The sequence below is a fragment of the Halobacillus sp. ACCC02827 genome (assembly GCF_030291935.1).
In the GTDB taxonomy this organism is placed as follows: domain Bacteria; phylum Bacillota; class Bacilli; order Bacillales; family Halobacillaceae; genus Halobacillus.
Genome location: NZ_CP128168.1, coordinates 900589 through 919316, shown reverse-complemented (window position 1 = coordinate 919316; position 18728 = coordinate 900589). Strand labels below are relative to the sequence as shown.

Here is an 18728-nt window from a genome sequence, read left to right as displayed (position 1 = left end):
AGACGACAAATCTTCTTCAAATGATTTTTTCAACTCGAACTATTTGCTATTTCTAAGCGCCCGACAACGAATGTACTTTACCATGTTTCCTGTTTATTCGTGTCCAGTTCCTGCACCTGATACAGATCATAATAGTGCCCGCGCTGCTGGATCAGTTCTTCGTGACTGCCCACTTCGACAATCTCTCCATTTTCAATCAAGACGATACGGTCTGCATGTGTGATAGTCGACAACCGGTGAGCGACGATAAAGGTCGTTCTTTCCGATGCCAGACGTTCCAGCGCACTTTGAATCAAGCTTTCACTTTCCAAATCCAAAGCGGAAGTTGCTTCATCCAAAATCAACAGAGCCGGATCCTTGAGAAACACCCTCGCAATGGCTACGCGCTGCTTCTGACCACCTGACAACTTCACTCCCCGCTCACCGACGAGTGTATCGTATCCGTTGGTCAATCCCATGATGAAGTCATGGGCATTGGCAGCTTTGGCGGCTGCAATGACTTCTTCATCCGAAGCATCCGGGTTTCCCATCCGGATGTTCATGGCAATGGATTCGCTGAACAGGATGTTGTCCTGAAGTACCATACCGACATTGTCACGAAGGGATCGGGTTTCGTAATCGCGGATATCTTTCCCATCAATCAAGATCCGTCCTGATGTCACATCATAAAATCGCGGAATCAAACTGATGAGCGTCGATTTTCCCCCTCCGCTCATACCGACCAGAGCAATCGTTTCCCCTTTTTCTACATCGAGCGACACGCCCTTCAGTACGTCCGGCTCGTCGTCATCATAACGAAAAGAAACATTCTCTATCTTTACATCCCCATAAGCGTTATCCATCTTCACTGCACCTTCGCGGTCCGTGATGTCATACTTCTCATCCACGAATTCGAATACCCTGTCCATCGACGCGATCGACTGTGTAAGAACGGTCGCCGAGTTCACCAGTCTGCGAAGCGGATTATAGACCCTGTCCATATACCCTACGAACGCGACCATCGTACCGATTGTAAGGGAACCGGTGATGACCTGATATCCGGCAAACGTAATGACGAGAAGCGGCGCCAGGTCCGTGATCGTATTTGTCACGGAGTACGTGTAGGCATTCCAATTCGTATGAACAAGGGCCTTATCAAGAAAATTCTTGTTCTTCCCATTAAATTGGTTCTGTTCATAATCTTCGAGCGCAAAACTTCTTGTCACAGGTACTCCCTGGACCCGTTCATGCAAGTGACCCTGAACTTCTGCCAATGCCTGAGAACGGTCCCTCGTCAGCTTGCGTAGTCTGGCGTAAAAGAATTTGACAGCGAATCCGTAAAGCGGGAAGAGAGCGATCGACACAAGGGTGAGCAGTGGATCCATTGTCAGCATAATGATGACAGCTATAACGATCGTAATCATATCCAGCCATATGTTCATAAGCCCGGTAATAACGAACGTCTTCGTCTGCTCTACATCATGGATGACCCTTGATATAATCTCCCCTGTCTTCGTCTTTGAATAGAAACGGAGACTGAGCCGCTGGATGTGATCGAATAAACGCTCCCTGATGTCGTACAGGATTTTATTTCCGATCCACTGAGCCAGATACTGCCGAATGTATTCAATGGGTGGTCTGATGACAAGGAACACAAGAAAAGCTGCGCCCATAAGAAGCAGGAGGTTGTCCATTTTCTCAGAAGCCGCCAGCCCTTGAGCATTGATGATGTCATCAATGACGTATTTAATGATTAACGGCATTAATAATGGAATGGAAAACTTAACGATTCCGATCAGAATAGTTATAATAATTTTACCTTTATAAGGACGGACAAATTGGAGATATCTCTTGATGCTGTCCAAACAAACACCTTCTTTCATTTAACCCTGTAACACAAGGAAGCGCACTTTTTAAAGTGCGCGGAGACTGCTTATCTATACGTCAAATAACGCTCGTACCACTGATCGATGAATTCCGGAGAAAACGGTCCTTTTCTCTGCCTGATCCACCGAATTAACGTATCTATATTGTTATATAGAATTCTGTCTAAAACATGCGGATAATTCATCTTACGCTTGTGTACATCATATTCGTCTTCATCAAGGATTTTAAAAGTCATATCAGGAAATACTTTGACATCAAGGTCGTAATCGATGTATTTGATCGTTTCCTCTTCGAAGATGAAGGGAGAACTGATGTTACAGTAATAGTATACTCCGTCGTTCCTTAACATACCGATGACGTTGAACCAATGTCTGGAATGGAAATAACAGATGGCCGGTTCACGCGTCACCCACCTGCGCCCATCACTCTCCGTAACGGTCGTACGATCATTGGCTCCGATAATAACATTCCTTGTTCCTTTTAAGATCGTGGTGCTTTCCCAAACTCTGTGCAGCTGCCCATTGTGCTTATAACTTTGGATTTCAATCCTTTTTCCTGCTTCTGGGCCGGGCATAATATCCCCCCTTCCCTTTCTATCCGCACTACCTTCTTTCCATTATAACGACAAATAGATGGGATTGAAAATAAATAGGACTGCATCAAAAGAAAAGAAGCCGCCTGGCATCCAGGCGGCTCCTTCCATTCGGGGGATTGTGACAGGCTAATAAACAGCCTGGTCAACCTTACCAACGTCTCAGGTTACTTTTTCTTAGCCTGAGATTTTTGGTTCTGCTGCTTTACGTGCTGTGCATCAGTTTCCTGTGCAAATTCAGCACCGTATTGGTTTTGACCCTGAGCAGCTTGTTGGTTCTGTTGTTTTACGTGATTTTTATCAGTACCAGCAGCTGTTTTGTTTTGTTTTGGTTGCTTAGCCATGTGTATCACCTCCGCAAAAATTATTGTGTACAGGAGGCAGGCTTTTCATTCCTCAAAAATAAATTTTTCTAACAAAAAAAGTGCAGGGCCTCCTGACAATGAAGACCTTGCACTTTTTTTTCAATTAGTTGGATAGACGTTTCGTTCCAATGTAGCGCTGGCTCCAGTAGTTGCTGGAAAGAGAGCTGATCTCTACACCATTTGTAGAACCAGTGTGAATGAACTGGTTGTTTCCTACATAGATACCGGCATGGGATGCACCAGGCTTGTACGTTTCAAAGAAAACGATGTCCCCGCGTTGACGGCTGGAATCGCTGACGGACGTCATGCGGCTGTCTGCATAAATGGATGCAACCGTACGAGGGATGCTGATTCCTTTTTGAGCAAACACATAGTTAAGGAAACCACTGCAGTCAAACCCGGCCGGAGTGGAACCCCCCCATACGTAAGGCGTACCGATGTGTTTCTTAGCCTCTTGAATAACACCTTCTGCATATCCAGAGTTTGAGCTGGATGCATTTGAGGTAGATGTATGACTAGAGGATGAAGAAGACGAAGAGGAGGAAGAAGAAACCGTACCATCCACTTTGATCTTCTGACCGACATAAATCATAGAACCGGAAATATTATTCAGGCTGCGCAGTTTAGAAACAGATGTTCCGTATTTATAAGCAATACCGGAAAGCGTATCTCCGCTCTTCACTGTGTAGGAGCTTGCTGAAGAAGAACTGGAAGATGAGCTGGATCCTTTAGACGCAGAGCTGCTGCTTGAACTGTTGGAGCTGCTGCCGGACAAAGAAAGCTTCTGACCAGGATAAATGATGTCACTGGAAAGTCCGTTGATGCTCTTCAGTTTGGATACGGATGTACCGTTACGGGAAGCAATTACCCAAAGGGAATCACCGGATTTAACCGTGTAAGAACCGCTTGTAGAAGTAGAAGTATTAGAACTTGAACTGCTCTTCGTTGATGAACCTTTTTCAACAATCAAATTCTGACCGACATAAATGATGTCTGAATTTAAACCGTTCCAAGATTTGATTTCTGAAATAGATCCGTCATATTGATGGCTGAGTCCCCAAATAGTGTCTCCGGATTTAACTTTATGTAATTCGTCCGCAAATACAGAAGATCCCCACAATGATGCCCCAATCAAAGCTCCGCCGACAGCCGTCACAAGTTGCTTTTTATTCATAATTTATTTAACTCTCCCTATGTATATAATTATTGAAATTATGTGGTCAATTAACCTATGTCCCATTATTCATCTATGACACGTTTTTGTAAATAGCCCGAAACTTCAACAATTACCAACATTTCACGCTTGACACCTTATCAAATAAGGGTTTCTTTGGTTTCATTACAGTTACTTTACAAGTTTGTTACATACGTGAAGGAGTATCGTTGCAGGTATGAGGAATTCGTTGCAGCACAGACTAGAGCTATAGGAGGAATAGCTATGTATGTAGGTAGAGACTTGTCCGCACTGACGATGGAATCTAAACAGGAATGGCAGGATAAAGAACTCGGTTACTTCCATTATGCCTTATCCCAATCCGCCCCTTATTTGAATGCAGAAGGTGTCACATTGCTCAGGGAGATCAATAACGAAATAAAGCGCCGCGGTCTTAAAGGCAGCAAAGAAGCTACCTGGACCAACGGCACTCATACAGTCATCGATTAATATAGGGATGGGCTTTCTGATGAGAAACTGGGAATGGATATGCTTCAAGCGCTTCTTCATCGACGAAGCGGGCACGGGCACGATCGAGCTCGCCTCCGGTGACGGTAGCTTTGACGACATCCATTTCCCAAATCAAATGGGAAAAGACGTGTTTGATTTGAGTAACCGTCTCCTCAAAGCGAATGCTCAAGCCGTATTCCCCGTAGAACCAGTGGACGGCGGCTTCCATATCAAGGTCTTCCATCGGCACCATCGGATACTGCCACAAGGAGGCCAAAAGACCTTCATCCGGTCGTTTTTCTATAAGCACTTCTCCCTCTTCGTTCGTAATAACCAAGAGCAGATAAGGGTGTTTTTTCTGTTTCTTTTTCGACGTTTTTACAGGTAATTCTTCCTCGATACCTTGTGCGAAAGCCCGGCATTCGGATTGGACGGGACACAAAAAGCAGGAAGGAGATTTGGGTGTACATATCAGGGCACCCAATTCCATCAGTCCTTGATTAAAGGAGCTGGGATCCTCCTGCGAAATAACTCCACGGACGAGGCCTTCAAAAAGTTTCCTTGTGCTCTGTTTAGCGATGTCGTCTTCTACATGGAGCACCCGGGATAAGACACGCATGACGTTCCCGTCTACCGCCGGTTCCGGTATATCATAAGCAATACTCAGAATCGCTCCCTTCGTGTAAGGACCGACCCCTTTCAAACTCCCCAATTCATCCGGATCATCCGGTACGACGCCGCCATAATTTTCGACGACCTCTCTCACGGCGTTTTGGAGATTGCGGGCACGGGAATAGTAACCAAGCCCTTCCCACGCTTTCAGAACTTCCTGCTCTTCTGCTTCTGCTAATGCTTTCGGAGTGGGAAACTTAGTCACAAAGTGGTTAAAGTAAGGGATGACGGTATCAACCTTCGTCTGTTGGAGCATAATTTCTGATACCCACACTCTGTAGGGGTCCTGATTCTCCCGCCATGGGAGAATTCTTTGTTCCTGTTTAAACCAATGGATCAGCTGCTCTCTGAACGATCCACCATTGAAATCCTTTAATATGTGCTGTACTCGATCTGTTTTTTTCATTGTTGATCATCCTTCGTGATAAACTACTATTGAAGCTTCCCGGCCAAAGGAGGTAGAGACATGGATACTGCCACACATATAGTCATGGGAGTGGCTCTGGGCGGGCTTGCCACACTGGATCCCGCTGTTCAATCCGACCCGGCTTTATTTAATGCCGTACTCGTCGGTACGATCGTCGGCTCTCAAGCACCTGACTCCGATACCGTGTTGAAATTGAAGAACAACGCTGTTTATATCAGACACCATAGAGGAATCACCCACTCCATCCCTGCTGTCGTTCTATGGGGCATCAGCATTCCGGCTGTCATTCACGCCTTTGTGCCTGAAGTAAGCTTCCTGCACCTGTGGCTCTGGAGTTTCCTTGCGGTTATTCTTCACGTCTTTGTCGATGTGTTCAATGCCTATGGGACACAGGCTTATCGTCCATTTACGAAAAGATGGGTGGCTTATGGCTTCATCAACACCTTCGACCCTTACATTTTCCTGATGCATATCGCAGGGATTATCGCCTGGAACCTCGGTGCATCCCCAGGGCCGATGTGGTTGATCATCTACTTCGTCATTGCCCTTTATTATGTCAAAAGGTATATGGATAAACGGACGATTGTCAAACGGATCCACGCCCACTTCGGTGATGTAGAACAAATCGCGACATCTCCTACGATGAAGCAGAATATTTGGAGAATCGCCATTACGACACCGGACAAATATTACGTCGGCCGCGCTGTTGACGGTGAGATAACGATCCTGGACGAGTTTAGGAACAAACCGATCGATTATGAAGACCCGGTCGTCAAAAAAGCATTAACAGACCATAACATTAAAGCTTTTTTGTCCTTTTCTCCAGTATATCGTTACGAAATGAACTACTACGACGAATACACGGAAGTAAGATTCATCGACCTGCGCTACCGGTCGAGAGGGCGTTATCCATTCGTCGCGCTTGCCCAAATTGATGATGAACACGGAGATAAATTAAAAATACTGAACTCCTATACGGGCTGGGTATTCACGGAAGAAAAGCTGCAGAATAAACTGAGCCCGATGGAGGACAGCAGATAAACAGCAGGAAAGGAGCCCCGTTTTTAGCGGAGCTCCTTTTTGTTTTAATGAAAGTACCTTTTACGCTCAAGCATTTGTTTGTACTTGGGGTTGGTGGCGACGAATTCATGCAGTCTCGGCCCGTAATTATCTATCCAGCGCAGAACGATCTGCTCGGTCACCTGCTTGCCCTGATAATCATGCCCCGCTTTCGCCCTCGTCGTTTCAAAGTCTTCCCAAAGCAGCTCCACCCATGTGGTCGCTTCATCTATAGTCAAATGCTCATTCTTTTCATACAAACGCTCAGCTAACCGCTGATAAATTTCATTCATTTCTACCACTCCAAATTTGCCAATGTTTTCGCATCCATTGTACCACATATCCTCCGATGAGCTACACATACTAACCTTGTCTCCTAAAGAGACACGAGGAGGATGACCGATGCGTAACAAGGCGAAAAATTTTCCTAATGTCAAGATGACACACGCGCCTGATGACCAAAGTGAATACCTTGCTAAACGGCCTGACGGAACAATCAACAACAAGCCCCAGGAACGAGCAGCAAGATCAAGGCACAGGGATGTCAATGATATAGGGAGGAATTATCATGGGTAACCGTATGTTTAACGGAAAAAACTCAGGAATACGTTCGCACCGAAGCCTGAAGCACTTGAACAAGCGAGTGAACGGCGAAACGGAACAGACGCAGGCAGACCAAATCACCGAAGTACAGATGCGTAAAAGAAGCTGATCATACAAAAGCCGGGCCCTTAACGCCCGGCTTTTCCTTATACTATTTTATCTCCCAGCAATGCGATAGGAATCGCTTCTTCTTCCTCTTCCGTAAGCTTCTCTCCCTGCTGGTTCTCCCTATATCCCCAAGCAAAAATACCATTCATATAGTCAATTTTGAAGGCAGCAGGCTCCCCTTCTATCCGATACCGTTCTCCCGGATGAAATACGGAGGGGTCCATCATGTAGGACTTTGCCATAATGATCTTCCGTTCATGTACGGCGAATTCGTTGACCATCCCCATCTGCTCCGCCTTCTGGGCCTTTTCCGTCAATTGGGCAATCTCCTGCCTGAGTTCTTCCTGTGTATAATCACTGTACCTTCGTTCCATCCTTGTCCTCCCTTTCTCTGTCTCTTCTTTACATCTTAACAGGATATAGGCACAATGAGTATGGTGAAAGCACGATCAAAGGAGGAGTTTTCATGGAACGCGTATGGATCACTGGTGCCGGGACCGGTTTAGGGAGAGCATTAGCGCACCGTTATGCCGGAGAAGGAAACCACGTCATCTTGACAGGGCGGAACAAGAAAAAGCTGATGCAGGTACACGAAGAGATAATGGAGTATCCAGGGACGTCTGAAATCGTCGTTTGTGACATATCAGACGCGGATTCTGTTGTGGATGCTGTACGTCAGGTCGATCATGTGGATGTATTGATCAACAATGCTGGTGTCGGCATTTTCGGGGAGCTGCAGAATTATACGCCGGAACAAATAGATCTTGTCCTTGATACGAACGTCAAAGGCACCATCCTGCTTACCCAGCATACGGCGTCGATGCTGAAGAAATCAAAAGGACGTGTTTTGAACATCATTTCCACAGCAGGTCTGCGAGGCAAAAGGAACGAAAGCATTTATTGCGCCAGCAAGTATGCGGTCCGTGGTTTCACAGAGAGTCTGCATCAAGAGTGGGAAGGGCTTCCGATGACGGCAACCGCTGTTTATATGGGCGGAATGAACACGCCATTCTGGGATCAGTCCGATCACGTAGAGAACCCGGGGCGAATGAAGGGACCGGAAGTTGTAGCGGAACAAATCTTCCAGGAAGATGACGGGCGGAAGGAGATTTTCGTTGATCGTTAAAGGGGAGCAAGAGCGTTTCTCCATTGGAAACCGCTTTTCAAGCAAAAAAAGCTGACCGCAGAGGGCCAGCTTTTTTTGTTAGAGAGAATTACTCTCCAAGGTTTTCTTCTTTTACTTTCGCTACAATTGCCTCTACAGCTTCTGTTTCGTCAGAACCTTCCGCTTTGAAAGTAACTTCCGCACCGTTAGGGATACCAAGAGACATAACGCCCATGATGGACTTCATGTTAACGGATTTACCGTTGTACTCAAGGTTTACGTCGGATTGGAATTTACCTGCTACTTGTACTAGAGCTGTTGCTGGACGAGCGTGCACGCCGTCAGCAGATGTGATTGTGATTGTTTGTTGTGCCATGATTCATTCTCCTCTTTATTTTGTAATTTCAATGATATCTTTATCATTGTGATCGACATGTCCGGAAGTCTTAATGGTTACAGATTGTCCTTCTTCGAGGTTCGTGAAGACGATCGGTGTTACGATAGACGGCGCGTTTTCTTTGACAAAGTCAAGGTCCACTTCCATCATCGTCTGTCCCTGCTTCACTTCGTCCCCTTCAGCAATTCTATCTGTAAACCCTTCCCCTTTCAAGCCTACAGTATCGATACCGATGTGGATAAGGATTTCTGTGCCGTTATCCGCCTGCAGTCCGATCGCATGCTTCGTCGGGAATACGTTCAAGACTTTACCGTTTATCGGCGAAACTATCTTACCATCTTCCGGCTCCATTGCAAAGCCGTCTCCCATCATTTTACCTGAGAACACTTGGTCAGGTACTTCTGTGATCGGCATGATTTTCCCTTTGATCGGGCTGACGAAGTCCAACTCACCTTCTCTGACAGGCATATCGTTATCGCTGACTTCGTTGACAATTTCTTTTACATCTTCCTGTTTACGCGGTGTCTTTCCATCGATGATATCCTGCATTTGTCCACGAAGGGAATCGGATACAGGTCCGAAGATGGCCTGGATGTTGTTTCCAACTTCCATGACACCGGATGCACCCAATCGTTTCAGACGGTCTTTGTTCACATTACCTTTGTCATTAACAGAAACGCGAAGACGTGTAATACAAGCATCCAGGTGAGCGATGTTTTCCTGACCGCCCATTGCTTCGAGAATTTCATATGGAAGATCGCCCACTTCGCCGTCTTCCTCTGCATTCGCGTCTTCTTTCTCACGGCCCGGCGTCGCCAGGTTGAACTTGAGAATCGCCCAGCGGAATCCGAAGTAATAGATCACGGCAAGGACAAGTCCGACGATGATGACCCACCACCAGTCCGTACGGTTCGGAAGGATACCGAACAGGATGAAGTCGATCAATCCTCCGGAGAAGGTCATACCGATCTTCACATTCAAAAGTTCCATGACCATGAAGGAGAAGCCGGCAAATACAGCGTGAATTCCGAAAAGTACCGGAGCTACGAACAAGAATGAGAATTCCAGCGGCTCTGTAATACCAGTAAGGAAAGAAGTCAATGCTGCAGAAAGCATGATTCCTCCGACTACTTTCTTACGTTCCGGTCTTGCCGTGTGGTAAATGGCAAGAGCAGCAGCTGGAAGACCGAACATCATGAACGGGAATTTACCGACCATGAACGTACCGGCAGTGAAGTCCACGCCATCTTTCAACTGTTCAAAGAAAATCGCCTGGTCGCCACGAACGATATCTCCGGCTGCACTCGTATAGCTGCCGAACTCAAACCAGAACGGTGAATAGAAAATGTGGTGCAGACCGAATGGAATCATGGAGCGCTCGATCAGACCGAAGAAGAACGCGGATATTGTCTGGTTCCCTTCCAGCATCAGACGGGACAGCGCATTCAATCCACCCTGCGCATACGGCCATACGAACAGCATGATGATACCAAGGAATAAAGCAGAGAAAGCGGTAATTATTGGAACGAAACGCTTCCCGGCAAAGAATCCAAGGAACTGCGGCAGTTCAATATTGAAGAATTTGTTGTACAGGGCCGCGGCTAAGATACCGACGATAATCCCTCCGAATACCCCTGTTTGCAGCGTAGGGATTCCTAACACCATTGCATAGGCAGGGTCGGTTACCATATCGGCATCGACGCCTCCCAGTACGCCCATTACGACGTTCATAATCAAATAACCGATGATGGCTGCCAGTCCGGCAACTCCATCCCCTTTTGCAAGGCCGATGGCTACACCGACAGCGAACAGCAACGGCAGGTTATCAAAGACGATTCCGCCGGCTTCCGCCATGACTTGAAGCAATGTCTGAAGCCAAGGTGTTCCGAAGAACGGAACTTTATCGACGAATGAGTCCTGCGCAAAGCTTGTACCGAAGGCAAGCAGGATACCGGCCGCCGGGAGCAGTGCTACTGGTGTCATCAACGCCTTACCTACTTTTTGTAAAGTACCAAAAGCATTTTTGAACATTGTATTTCCTCCTTTTTTAAGTGAATGAAAACAGTTGGACCCGGGATGTATAGTAATAAAACGTTTACAATTATGCCGGGAAACGCTGCACCTGATCAGGCAGGTGCAGCTGTACGACTCGTAATCAGACGAAAAAAAAAGCATGAGTACAAGACATTCCGCCTGCAAAAGGGTACACGTATCCCTTAAGCCGTAACAGAATTCCCTTGTACTCATGCCTGATCGCGTCAGTAACACGTACGTCTAGGATTTATGGGTCAACCGCTGCAGATGAATGGTCAAATAAATGGCCTCAGATTCATCTACGGGTTTGTTCAACTGTTTTTGCATCACTTTCATTAACTTCCATGCAAGATTATAGCACACCGGGTACTCCTGTTTCAACATGTCTGCTAAACGAATTTCATCCCCTACGTTCTCCTCCTGATACACACGATCAATTGCTCGGTGAAGATGCTGGACAAGTCTGTGATAATCAATGCTGTTCCGATCAATCGTCAGCTTCATCGTATCTTCGACGATGGATACAAGTCGAGCGATCAGCTGGTTGTGCCTGTTGATTTCTCTCAAGGTTTTGTCCGTGACTGCACTATGGATATGCAGAGCAATAAACCCGATTTCCCCTTCAGGAAACTGCGTACCCATCCGATCGTAAATCATCGTGACGACTTCCATGGCCACCTGGTATTCTTTTGGATAAATCGATTCGATTTCAGATAAGAAAGGATTGGTAAACTGCATGTTCTTTTTCGCGCGATTGATGGCAAAGGCGAGGTGGTCGGTCAATCCGACGTGGATATGCTGGTGCAGTTCCTGCCCCATCCTCTCTTCAATGTGGATGAGAATATCATTCATGAAATCGATCAGCTGCTCATCGATATGAGGCAGAAGGTTAACATACTGTTCTTTCTCTCTCTCGTTACTTAATAAGAAGGTCTTATCGGCTTTGTCAAAGGAAACATCCTCTCCGGATTTCCGGTTAAAGCCGATCCCCTTTCCTATCAATACCACTTCCTCATAAACCGGGTGGGCAGCAATGACAACGTTATTATTTAATACTTTTTCTATCCTTAACTGCTGTTCCATCATGGACCCCCACTCAACACTATTAAAAGCGTTTTCAGCGTTCTCATAACTTCTATCGTATATTCCACAGCGGAATTTTACAAGAGGTTAACATAACAGAGAGGCTTCTCCTTTGTCTGAAAGCGGTTGCGTCGTGTACAATCAGTAAGGTATGTACATCAATGAAGAAACTTGGAGGAGATATATTTATGATCAAACTATTCGTCACAGATCTCGACGGGACCCTTCTCGGCATGGATCACTATATAAAAAACGAAGATATTGATGCATTGAAATGGATGATTGACCACGGCACTCCGCTTACGGTGGCTTCCGGACGTATGGATCACGAAATCGCAGAAGTATTGAAACGTGTGGGCGTCAACGGTCACCGTGTCAGTCAGAACGGTGCTTTCGTTTATGATAACCAAGGACAGGAAATCTACGCAGAAACGTTTGAAGGCAATATGGCGGAAAGAATACTGACTGCCATCGAGAAAGAGCCGATGGTCAAAACCGTCTCCACAGCCGATCAGACCTTTACGGACAAGCACCACGAATGGGTGGATATTATTTCCGAGCAGCTTTTCCATGACATTATCATCCAGCCGGACTTGAAGCAGGAAATCGGCCAAACGATTTTCCCATCCAAGATCACCTTGAATGGACAGGAAGCAGACGTAGTGCATGCCGCCAAAAACATCAAGGAGACGTTCGGTGAAGAGATTGACAGCTTCATTTCCCACGAAACCTGCGTGGACATGATGCCTAAAGGGATCAACAAACGGAACGGAATTCGTAAACTGATTGATAAACTCGGATTAAAACCGGAAGAAGTTGCTTGTGTCGGAGATTCGTTTAATGACATCAGCATGTTCGAAATGACACCACACAGTTATGTCATGGCGACCGCCCATGATGACGTAAAAGCAAAAGCCTCTCAGGTCGTCGACCACGTTCACGAAGCAATCGAAGACTTGGAGAAAAAAGGACTATTGAACAAAAAAGAACAAGCGGCTGACGTCTGAGCCAGCGCTTGTTCTTTTTTAATCTTCCAAATGCTCGTCTAAAAAGCGATCGATCAAATCGAAAGGAAAACCTTTCCTGTATAAACCCGCTTTGATCTTCTGCTTACGCTCGTATCCTTCTTTGGATGCGAACTTACGCTTCAGCTTCTCCCCCTGATAGACGACCGCTTCCCATTCCGAATCCTCCTGCTTTTCATCGGGCAGATTGGCAAGTACTTCCTGGATGACATCCCCGGCAAACCCCTTCTGCATCAATGTCTGCTGAATATTTTGGATTTGTTGACGGTGCGATTTCCGACCATCATGGTTTTGTTTCTTCTCGGCAAATTTCATGGCTTTCTCGTACTGCTTGTCAAACGTATAGTATTCAAGAGCCGCTTCCGCCGCACTGGCAGCCACGCCTTTTTCCATCAATTCTTTCTTGAGAATATGAGGACCTTTGCTTGAGGTCATGATCCTTGTCCGCACCAGCGAAGCGGCAAACTCCTGGTCGTCCAGCAGACGTTCCTTCTTCAATCGTTTGACGATTTCATCTATGTGTTCCGGATCCGCTTCTTTCCCTGTCAAATAGTCACGAATTTCCTTTTCCGACCGCATACGGTAGCTTAAATAATGAATAGCAAGGGTATAAGATTTGTGAAGCGTATCGGTCTGAATCAAAGCGTTGATCAGAGCATCGTCCATCTCCATGTTCTTCTGCAGGCGATATTGGACGAGAACGTCTTCATCGACACTGAACCCGTACTCTTCCCCATTTCCCTTATCCATGAAAATATTATATCTATGTTTATGTTTCTTTTGCGTCGTGATTCTAGTGAGCTTAGCCATATCCATCACCTCTTTTTTTCAGTTTAGCACGTTACCCGGTATGGGAACATGGATTTGAACCGCATCAGAAGCGTAAACTAATCGAGTCTTACTATCGCAAGGAGGAGAATCAATGAAAATCGCTGTTACCGGGGGTACCGGTTTTGTTGGATCGCAGCTGACAGACCAACTGGTTAAAGCAGGGCATGATATTTACATATTGACCCGGAGCCCCGAAAAACATGAGAATCAAGAACGGGTCACTTATGTAGGGTGGCTGAAGGATGAGTACCAACCGGAAAATCACTTACCTGCCCTTGACGCCATTGTTAACCTTGCCGGCCAGTCATTGAACAGCGGACGCTGGACCGAGGAAAGGAAACAGTCGATCCTTGAAAGCAGAATAAAAGCAACCGAGGGTGTGCTCACCCTGATCGACCGCCTTCCCCAACCACCCGAAGTCCTTGTCAATGCTTCCGCCGTGGGCTTTTACGGAAGTTCTCATACGAAAACATTCACCGAAGAGACGACGGAACCAGGGAACGACTTCCTGGCGGACGTAACGGTGAGGTGGGAAAACCTCGCTTCCCAAGCGGCCGATAAAGGAGTACGTACGGTGTATGTCCGGTTCGGAATCATCCTTGGTGAACAGGGAGCTCTTCCGAAAATGATCCTCCCCTATAAGTGTATGATCGGTGGAAACCTCGGTTCCGGAGAGCAATGGATGTCATGGATCCACATCCGCGATGTCGTCGGACTGCTTACATTCGCCCTTCATCATAAGGACATACAGGGACCACTGAATGCCACGGCACCCAATCCGAAAAGAAACAAGGATTTCGGCAGGACACTTGCAGAAGTAATGAACCGTCCCCACTGGCTCCCTGCCCCGTCTTTTGCTTTGAAGGCCGCGCTCGGAGATATGAGCACCCTGCTGCTCGACGGACAGTCGGTGCTGCCGAAAAAAGCACTATCTGCAGGATATGAATTCGAATACCCTGAATTAAAAGCTGCCCTTACGTCTATCCTGAAAGAAAGATAAGATGAAGAATCGGATAAAGAGATAAGACCCTACACATATATAGCAGGGACTACGGAAGGGTAATTCCGGGCAGCGGGCTTAGAGAACCGTGCGGGCTCCTGCCCCCCCTTGGTAAGCGGCCCAACTTCCAGACGGAAATCACTTCTTAACAAGCCGGAAAAGAACGAAACAAACAGTTTCGTTCTTTTCCGTGAGCCAACCAGCTGAAATCAAGTATAATAAAAGTAATAACATTTGAAGGGCTGTATGTATATGAACACTGTAATTAAGAATGTCCATATTCACCCGATCACCTCCCCTTCCATCCCGAACGGCACCATTTACATCGTGGATGGAAAAATTCATGACTACGGGGTCTCTATCGCCCTGCCGGAACAGGCGGAATACATTGACGGCAAAGGGATGGATCTATATCCGGGGTTTGTCGACGTCCACACCCACCTTGGTTTATATGATGAAGGAACGGGCTGGGCCGGCAGTGATGCCAACGAAACGATAGAAGCGGTCACCCCTCATTTACGAGCCATTGACGGAGCCCATCCATTGGACCCTGCATTCTTCAACGCGAGAAAAGCCGGAGTCACAACAGCGCATATTATGCCTGGAAGTGCGAACATGATCGGCGGGATGACGTCTGTTATCAAAACGGTCGGTCATACGATCAACCATATGATCCTCCGTCACACCGCCGGTCTGAAACTGGCACTTGGGGAAAATCCGAAACGTATTCACTCCCAATCAAAGAATGCATCGATCACAAGACTGGGGATTATGGGGACGCTTCGTGAAACGTTCTATGCGGCGATGAAGGATCCGGATCCCGGTTTGAGAGTACAACCGATCATCAAAGCATTAAACAAAGAAATACCCGTCCGCATTCATGCTCACCGCGCGGACGACATCATCACAGCCCTTCGTTTTGCCGATGAATTTGATCTGGATCTCCGGATTGAGCATTGTACGGAAGGCCACTTAATCGCTGACGAACTGGCAGGAAGGGATTTACAGGTGTCTGTAGGCCCGACATTCACACGCGCGTCCAAGATTGAGCTGCGTAACAAGACATGGCAGACGTATAAGATTCTGCATGATTACGGCATTCGGGTATCGATAACTACTGATCACCCCTACACACCGATCCAATACTTGAACATATGTGCAGCCCTCGCCGCAAGAGAAGGAATGGAAATAGAAGACGCGCTTCGGGGCATTACCATCGTTCCGGCCAGAAACCTTGGTGTAGACGACCGCGTGGGGTCCATTGAAAAAGGAAAAGATGCTGACCTCGTTTTATGGAGCGGGCACCCCTTCGAGTATCTTTCCAAGCCGATATGGACGATGATTGATGGGAAAATGGTATATTTCCAGGAATAATACAGAAAGTAAAACCAGGAACTGTTTCCTGGTTTTTTGTTTTGGGTTTCTATATAACCTATCAGAACCTATACACAGGATTGAAATGTGTGAATAAGGAGAATGTTATAGGTGTGCACGTCCTTTTTTCGTTTTTGAACACGGTTGAAACTGCTGAACAATAACGACAGCAGTGGAGATAAAAAAACTTTGGTAGGAGTGGAGAAATGAAGAAGTTTATTACCTTATTTACTGCTGTCGCTCTTGTTCTCAGTCTGTTTGCCCCATCGGTTTTTGCAGACGGTCATGAAAGTAATGCCATGGTCCGGATTCTGCATGCCTCCCCTGATGCACCAGCCGTAGACGTTTATGTGAATGATGAGGCAGTTGTGGAAGGAGCCGAGTTCAAAGCGGCTACAGATTACATGGAAGTTCCTGCCGGGGAACACAAAGTAGAGATTTATGCAGCAGGAACAAAGGGAGAACAGGATCCGGTCATTTCTACTACCGTAACGGTTGAATCCGGAATGGCTTACACAGCGGCTGCCATTAATAATTTGGACAGCCTCGAATTAAAAGCTCTCCAAGATTCCATGGATGCAAGTGAAGGGATGGCCAAGATCCGTGTCGGCCACTTCATCCCGGGAGCACCAGCAGTAGATGTCGGACCAATTGACGGAGATGCCCTGTTTGCAGGTGCTGAATTCCCTATGGTAACAGATTACAAGGAATTGGAGCCTGGAACGTACGACTTGGAAGTACGGACGACAGACGGTACACAGCTGATCGACTTGTCCGGAACTACCTTGGAATCGGGGAAAGTCTATAGCGCTTTCGCTGTAGGTACAGCGGATAATCCGGAAGTTCTTCTGCTTCAGGATTCGAATGCCATGCCTTCCGAGATGCCTGCGACCGGCTTGGGCGGAACGGCAGCATCCTCTTCCTCCACTATCTGGTATGCAGCAATTTTAGGGGTACTGGCCATGGGTGCTGGCCTGCTGTTCACACGTAAACGTTTCAACACGTAATTGCGCCATATAGTATATTCTCTGGCCCTGGGCTGCCTTGTCTTCTTTATCAGTCTCCTTTTACTGAATACACAAGAAGAAGAAGGCGTCCAGGTCCTTTCTGTATCTGAAGATACCAGCACCTCTGAGGATATAGAAAGCGCCAAGGAAAGAGAAGCGCCGATAAAGAAAAACTACGAGCAGGCTGTAACCGTCCACAACCGTGTTCAGGAAGGGATCGTTCCTTCCAGATTGGTCATTCCTTCTCTCGGAGTTGATGCGCCTATCCGTGCTCTTGGTTATACGGAAGAAGGCGGCATGGCTGTGCCGGACAATATTACGGATGTCGGCTGGTTCGAGCCGGGAACGAAACCGGGAAACCAGGGTAATGCAGTGATTGCAGGACATGTCGACGGCAAAAGTGGTCCAGGTGTGTTCTATGACCTTAAAGACCTGTCTTCAGGTGAGGTGATAGAGGTTTACGATCGTACGGGTCAAAAAAAGACGTTCATCGTTTCCCAAGTGGCGGCTTATCCGTATGAGGATGCCCCCATCCGTGACTTGTTCGGACCGTCGAACCAAGCCTCTCTGAATTTAATTACGTGTACCGGTCCTTATGATGCAGATGCCTCTACTTATTCCAATAGGTTGGTCATCTATTCTGTGGCAGAAAAAACCTCCTCTACCAGCGATCATGGACAACAAAAAAATAATCGTCCAACTTGAAAAAATCCATTCACTTTTTTTAAGTTCTCGATTATTATAAAGTTAGATGTTCATTTATACGTTTTTGGTGTAGGGAAGGCAAATGGTGCGCCACCAGCATGATGCTGGTTCTAGTGGGTTCGATTCCCACCCCGAATTTTTGTGAGCTGTTGATAAAAATTCGAGGGTGGGCCGAATCCGGCTAGGTGCATGCTTTTTTCCCTATGCATCCGGTTCACCCTCCTCATTACAAGGAGGGATTTTTTATGCTGAAAAAACGTGACCTACATGACGCCCCGGTACTTTTTGAATTGATGAGTCATCCCGAAGTCTTTCCGTACGTCCGCCACAAAGCTGCATCAAGTGATGAGTTTTATTTCTTGACGAAGCAGACGATAGAAGCAGAAGATCGGGGGGAATTGATTTCACGTACCATCCTTGATGAGTGGGCACAGCCGATCGGCACGATCAACCTTTTCGACGTGACAGAAGGTAAGGGTTTTCTGGCAACATGGATCGGCAAACCCTATTTCGGTAAAGGTTACAACCAACCTGCGAAAGAGGCCTTCTTTGAAGAATTGTTCTTCCAACTCGGCATCGAAGCGATTTTCATGAAGATCAGGAGAACCAACATCCGATCCATGAAAGCGGCCTTGAAAATCCCTTATGTATCCTTGGCGAACGAAACGTATCCGGAAGTTCTCCAGCAGATCAATGGAGTAGAAGATGTTTATGACTTGTATGTCATTACGAAAGAACAATATATGTTCCATTATTACGGAGACCAGAATCAGGAAGAAGAAATGTTAGAAGCATAAGCCTCGGCTTATGCT

Annotated in this window: 22 protein-coding genes; 11 read left to right on the top strand and 11 right to left on the bottom strand. The window is 46.7% G+C overall.

Annotated elements, in window-relative coordinates; translation table 11 throughout:
* Positions 1–77 precede the first annotated feature (77 nt).
* The 4 genes from QRD89_RS04705 to QRD89_RS04690 form a co-directional block, all read right to left on the bottom strand.
* Positions 78–1844: an ABC transporter ATP-binding protein gene (locus QRD89_RS04705; protein ID WP_286096420.1), complete on the bottom strand. Its 1767-nt coding sequence runs from the start codon at positions 1842–1844 to the stop codon at positions 78–80.
* A 68-nt stretch (positions 1845–1912) separates the two neighbouring features.
* The gene (gene ntdP / locus QRD89_RS04700; RefSeq protein WP_008632566.1) at positions 1913–2440 is read right to left on the bottom strand and encodes a nucleoside tri-diphosphate phosphatase; all 528 of its coding nucleotides are present in this window, start codon (positions 2438–2440) and stop codon (positions 1913–1915) included.
* Between the two features lie 185 nt (positions 2441–2625).
* Positions 2626–2802: a gamma-type small acid-soluble spore protein gene (locus tag QRD89_RS04695; protein WP_008632568.1), complete on the bottom strand. Its 177-nt coding sequence runs from the start codon at positions 2800–2802 to the stop codon at positions 2626–2628.
* 124 nt (positions 2803–2926) lie between these two features.
* Positions 2927–3997, bottom strand: a complete 1071-nt coding sequence (locus QRD89_RS04690; RefSeq protein ID WP_008632569.1) for a C40 family peptidase — start codon at positions 3995–3997, stop codon at positions 2927–2929.
* Between the two features lie 264 nt (positions 3998–4261).
* Here QRD89_RS04690 and yfhS point away from each other — a divergent pair, with 264 nt between their 5' ends.
* Positions 4262–4486, top strand: a complete 225-nt coding sequence (gene yfhS, locus QRD89_RS04685; protein WP_008632571.1) for a mother cell protein YfhS — start codon at positions 4262–4264, stop codon at positions 4484–4486.
* On the opposite strand, the gene mutY is transcribed toward yfhS, so the two are convergent.
* Positions 4476–5564: an A/G-specific adenine glycosylase gene (gene mutY / locus QRD89_RS04680; RefSeq protein WP_008632573.1), complete on the bottom strand. Its 1089-nt coding sequence runs from the start codon at positions 5562–5564 to the stop codon at positions 4476–4478. The two genes, yfhS and mutY, sit on opposite strands and share 11 nt — an antisense overlap.
* Positions 5565–5624: 60 nt before the next feature.
* On the opposite strand from mutY, the gene QRD89_RS04675 reads away from it, so the two are divergent.
* Entirely contained in the window at positions 5625–6626 is a 1002-nt protein-coding gene (locus QRD89_RS04675) for a metal-dependent hydrolase (RefSeq protein WP_008632576.1), read from the top strand.
* A 44-nt stretch (positions 6627–6670) separates the two neighbouring features.
* Here the strand turns inward: QRD89_RS04675 and QRD89_RS04670 are convergent, their stop codons facing one another.
* A complete protein-coding gene (locus QRD89_RS04670; protein ID WP_286096418.1) occupies positions 6671–6937 on the bottom strand; it encodes a YfhJ family protein in 267 nt (88 codons plus the stop codon).
* A 109-nt stretch (positions 6938–7046) separates the two neighbouring features.
* On the opposite strand from QRD89_RS04670, the gene sspK reads away from it, so the two are divergent.
* Positions 7047–7220 carry a small acid-soluble spore protein K gene (gene sspK, locus QRD89_RS04665; protein ID WP_008632580.1) on the top strand — a complete coding sequence of 58 codons (174 nt, stop codon included), beginning with the start codon at positions 7047–7049 and terminating at the stop codon, positions 7218–7220.
* Positions 7213–7356 carry a YpzG family protein gene (locus QRD89_RS04660; RefSeq protein WP_152413291.1) on the top strand — a complete coding sequence of 48 codons (144 nt, stop codon included), beginning with the start codon at positions 7213–7215 and terminating at the stop codon, positions 7354–7356. Before sspK ends, QRD89_RS04660 begins: the two co-directional genes overlap by 8 nt.
* Positions 7357–7393: 37 nt before the next feature.
* Here the strand turns inward: QRD89_RS04660 and QRD89_RS04655 are convergent, their stop codons facing one another.
* Positions 7394–7729 (bottom strand): YfhH family protein, encoded by a 336-nt coding sequence (locus tag QRD89_RS04655; RefSeq protein WP_008632582.1) that lies wholly within the window; start codon positions 7727–7729, stop codon positions 7394–7396.
* Between the two features lie 92 nt (positions 7730–7821).
* Here QRD89_RS04655 and QRD89_RS04650 point away from each other — a divergent pair, with 92 nt between their 5' ends.
* Positions 7822–8481 (top strand): SDR family NAD(P)-dependent oxidoreductase, encoded by a 660-nt coding sequence (locus QRD89_RS04650; RefSeq protein ID WP_026578588.1) that lies wholly within the window; start codon positions 7822–7824, stop codon positions 8479–8481.
* 88 nt (positions 8482–8569) lie between these two features.
* On the opposite strand, the gene QRD89_RS04645 is transcribed toward QRD89_RS04650, so the two are convergent.
* From QRD89_RS04645 to glcT, 3 genes are all read right to left on the bottom strand, one after another.
* The gene (locus QRD89_RS04645) at positions 8570–8836 is read right to left on the bottom strand and encodes a phosphocarrier protein HPr (RefSeq protein WP_008632598.1); all 267 of its coding nucleotides are present in this window, start codon (positions 8834–8836) and stop codon (positions 8570–8572) included.
* Positions 8837–8851: 15 nt separating this feature from the next.
* Entirely contained in the window at positions 8852–10888 is a 2037-nt protein-coding gene (gene ptsG, locus QRD89_RS04640; RefSeq protein ID WP_286096416.1) for a glucose-specific PTS transporter subunit IIBC, read from the bottom strand.
* A 243-nt stretch (positions 10889–11131) separates the two neighbouring features.
* The gene (glcT, locus tag QRD89_RS04635) at positions 11132–11974 is read right to left on the bottom strand and encodes a glucose PTS transporter transcription antiterminator GlcT (RefSeq protein ID WP_008632602.1); all 843 of its coding nucleotides are present in this window, start codon (positions 11972–11974) and stop codon (positions 11132–11134) included.
* Between the two features lie 188 nt (positions 11975–12162).
* On the opposite strand from glcT, the gene QRD89_RS04630 reads away from it, so the two are divergent.
* Entirely contained in the window at positions 12163–12981 is an 819-nt protein-coding gene (locus QRD89_RS04630; protein ID WP_008632604.1) for a Cof-type HAD-IIB family hydrolase, read from the top strand.
* Positions 12982–12999: 18 nt separating this feature from the next.
* On the opposite strand, the gene recX is transcribed toward QRD89_RS04630, so the two are convergent.
* Positions 13000–13809, bottom strand: coding sequence for a recombination regulator RecX (gene recX / locus QRD89_RS04625; protein WP_286096415.1), 810 nt, complete (start codon positions 13807–13809; stop codon positions 13000–13002).
* Between the two features lie 112 nt (positions 13810–13921).
* Between recX and QRD89_RS04620 the strand changes: the two genes are divergently transcribed.
* The 5 genes from QRD89_RS04620 (at position 13922) to QRD89_RS04600 (ending at position 18713) form a co-directional block, all read left to right on the top strand.
* Complete coding sequence (locus tag QRD89_RS04620) at positions 13922–14830, top strand: TIGR01777 family oxidoreductase (RefSeq protein ID WP_026578591.1); 909 nt, start codon at positions 13922–13924, stop codon at positions 14828–14830.
* Positions 14831–15082: 252 nt separating this feature from the next.
* Positions 15083–16204 carry an amidohydrolase gene (locus QRD89_RS04615; protein ID WP_026578592.1) on the top strand — a complete coding sequence of 374 codons (1122 nt, stop codon included), beginning with the start codon at positions 15083–15085 and terminating at the stop codon, positions 16202–16204.
* A gap of 206 nt (positions 16205–16410) precedes the next feature.
* On the top strand, positions 16411–17211 hold the full coding sequence (locus QRD89_RS04610; RefSeq protein ID WP_026578593.1) for a DUF4397 domain-containing protein: 801 nt from the start codon (positions 16411–16413) through the stop codon (positions 17209–17211).
* Complete coding sequence (locus tag QRD89_RS04605; RefSeq protein ID WP_286096414.1) at positions 17212–17916, top strand: class F sortase; 705 nt, start codon at positions 17212–17214, stop codon at positions 17914–17916.
* A 245-nt stretch (positions 17917–18161) separates the two neighbouring features.
* On the top strand, positions 18162–18713 hold the full coding sequence (locus QRD89_RS04600; RefSeq protein WP_008632611.1) for a GNAT family N-acetyltransferase: 552 nt from the start codon (positions 18162–18164) through the stop codon (positions 18711–18713).
* The last annotated feature ends 15 nt before the right edge of the window (positions 18714–18728 follow it).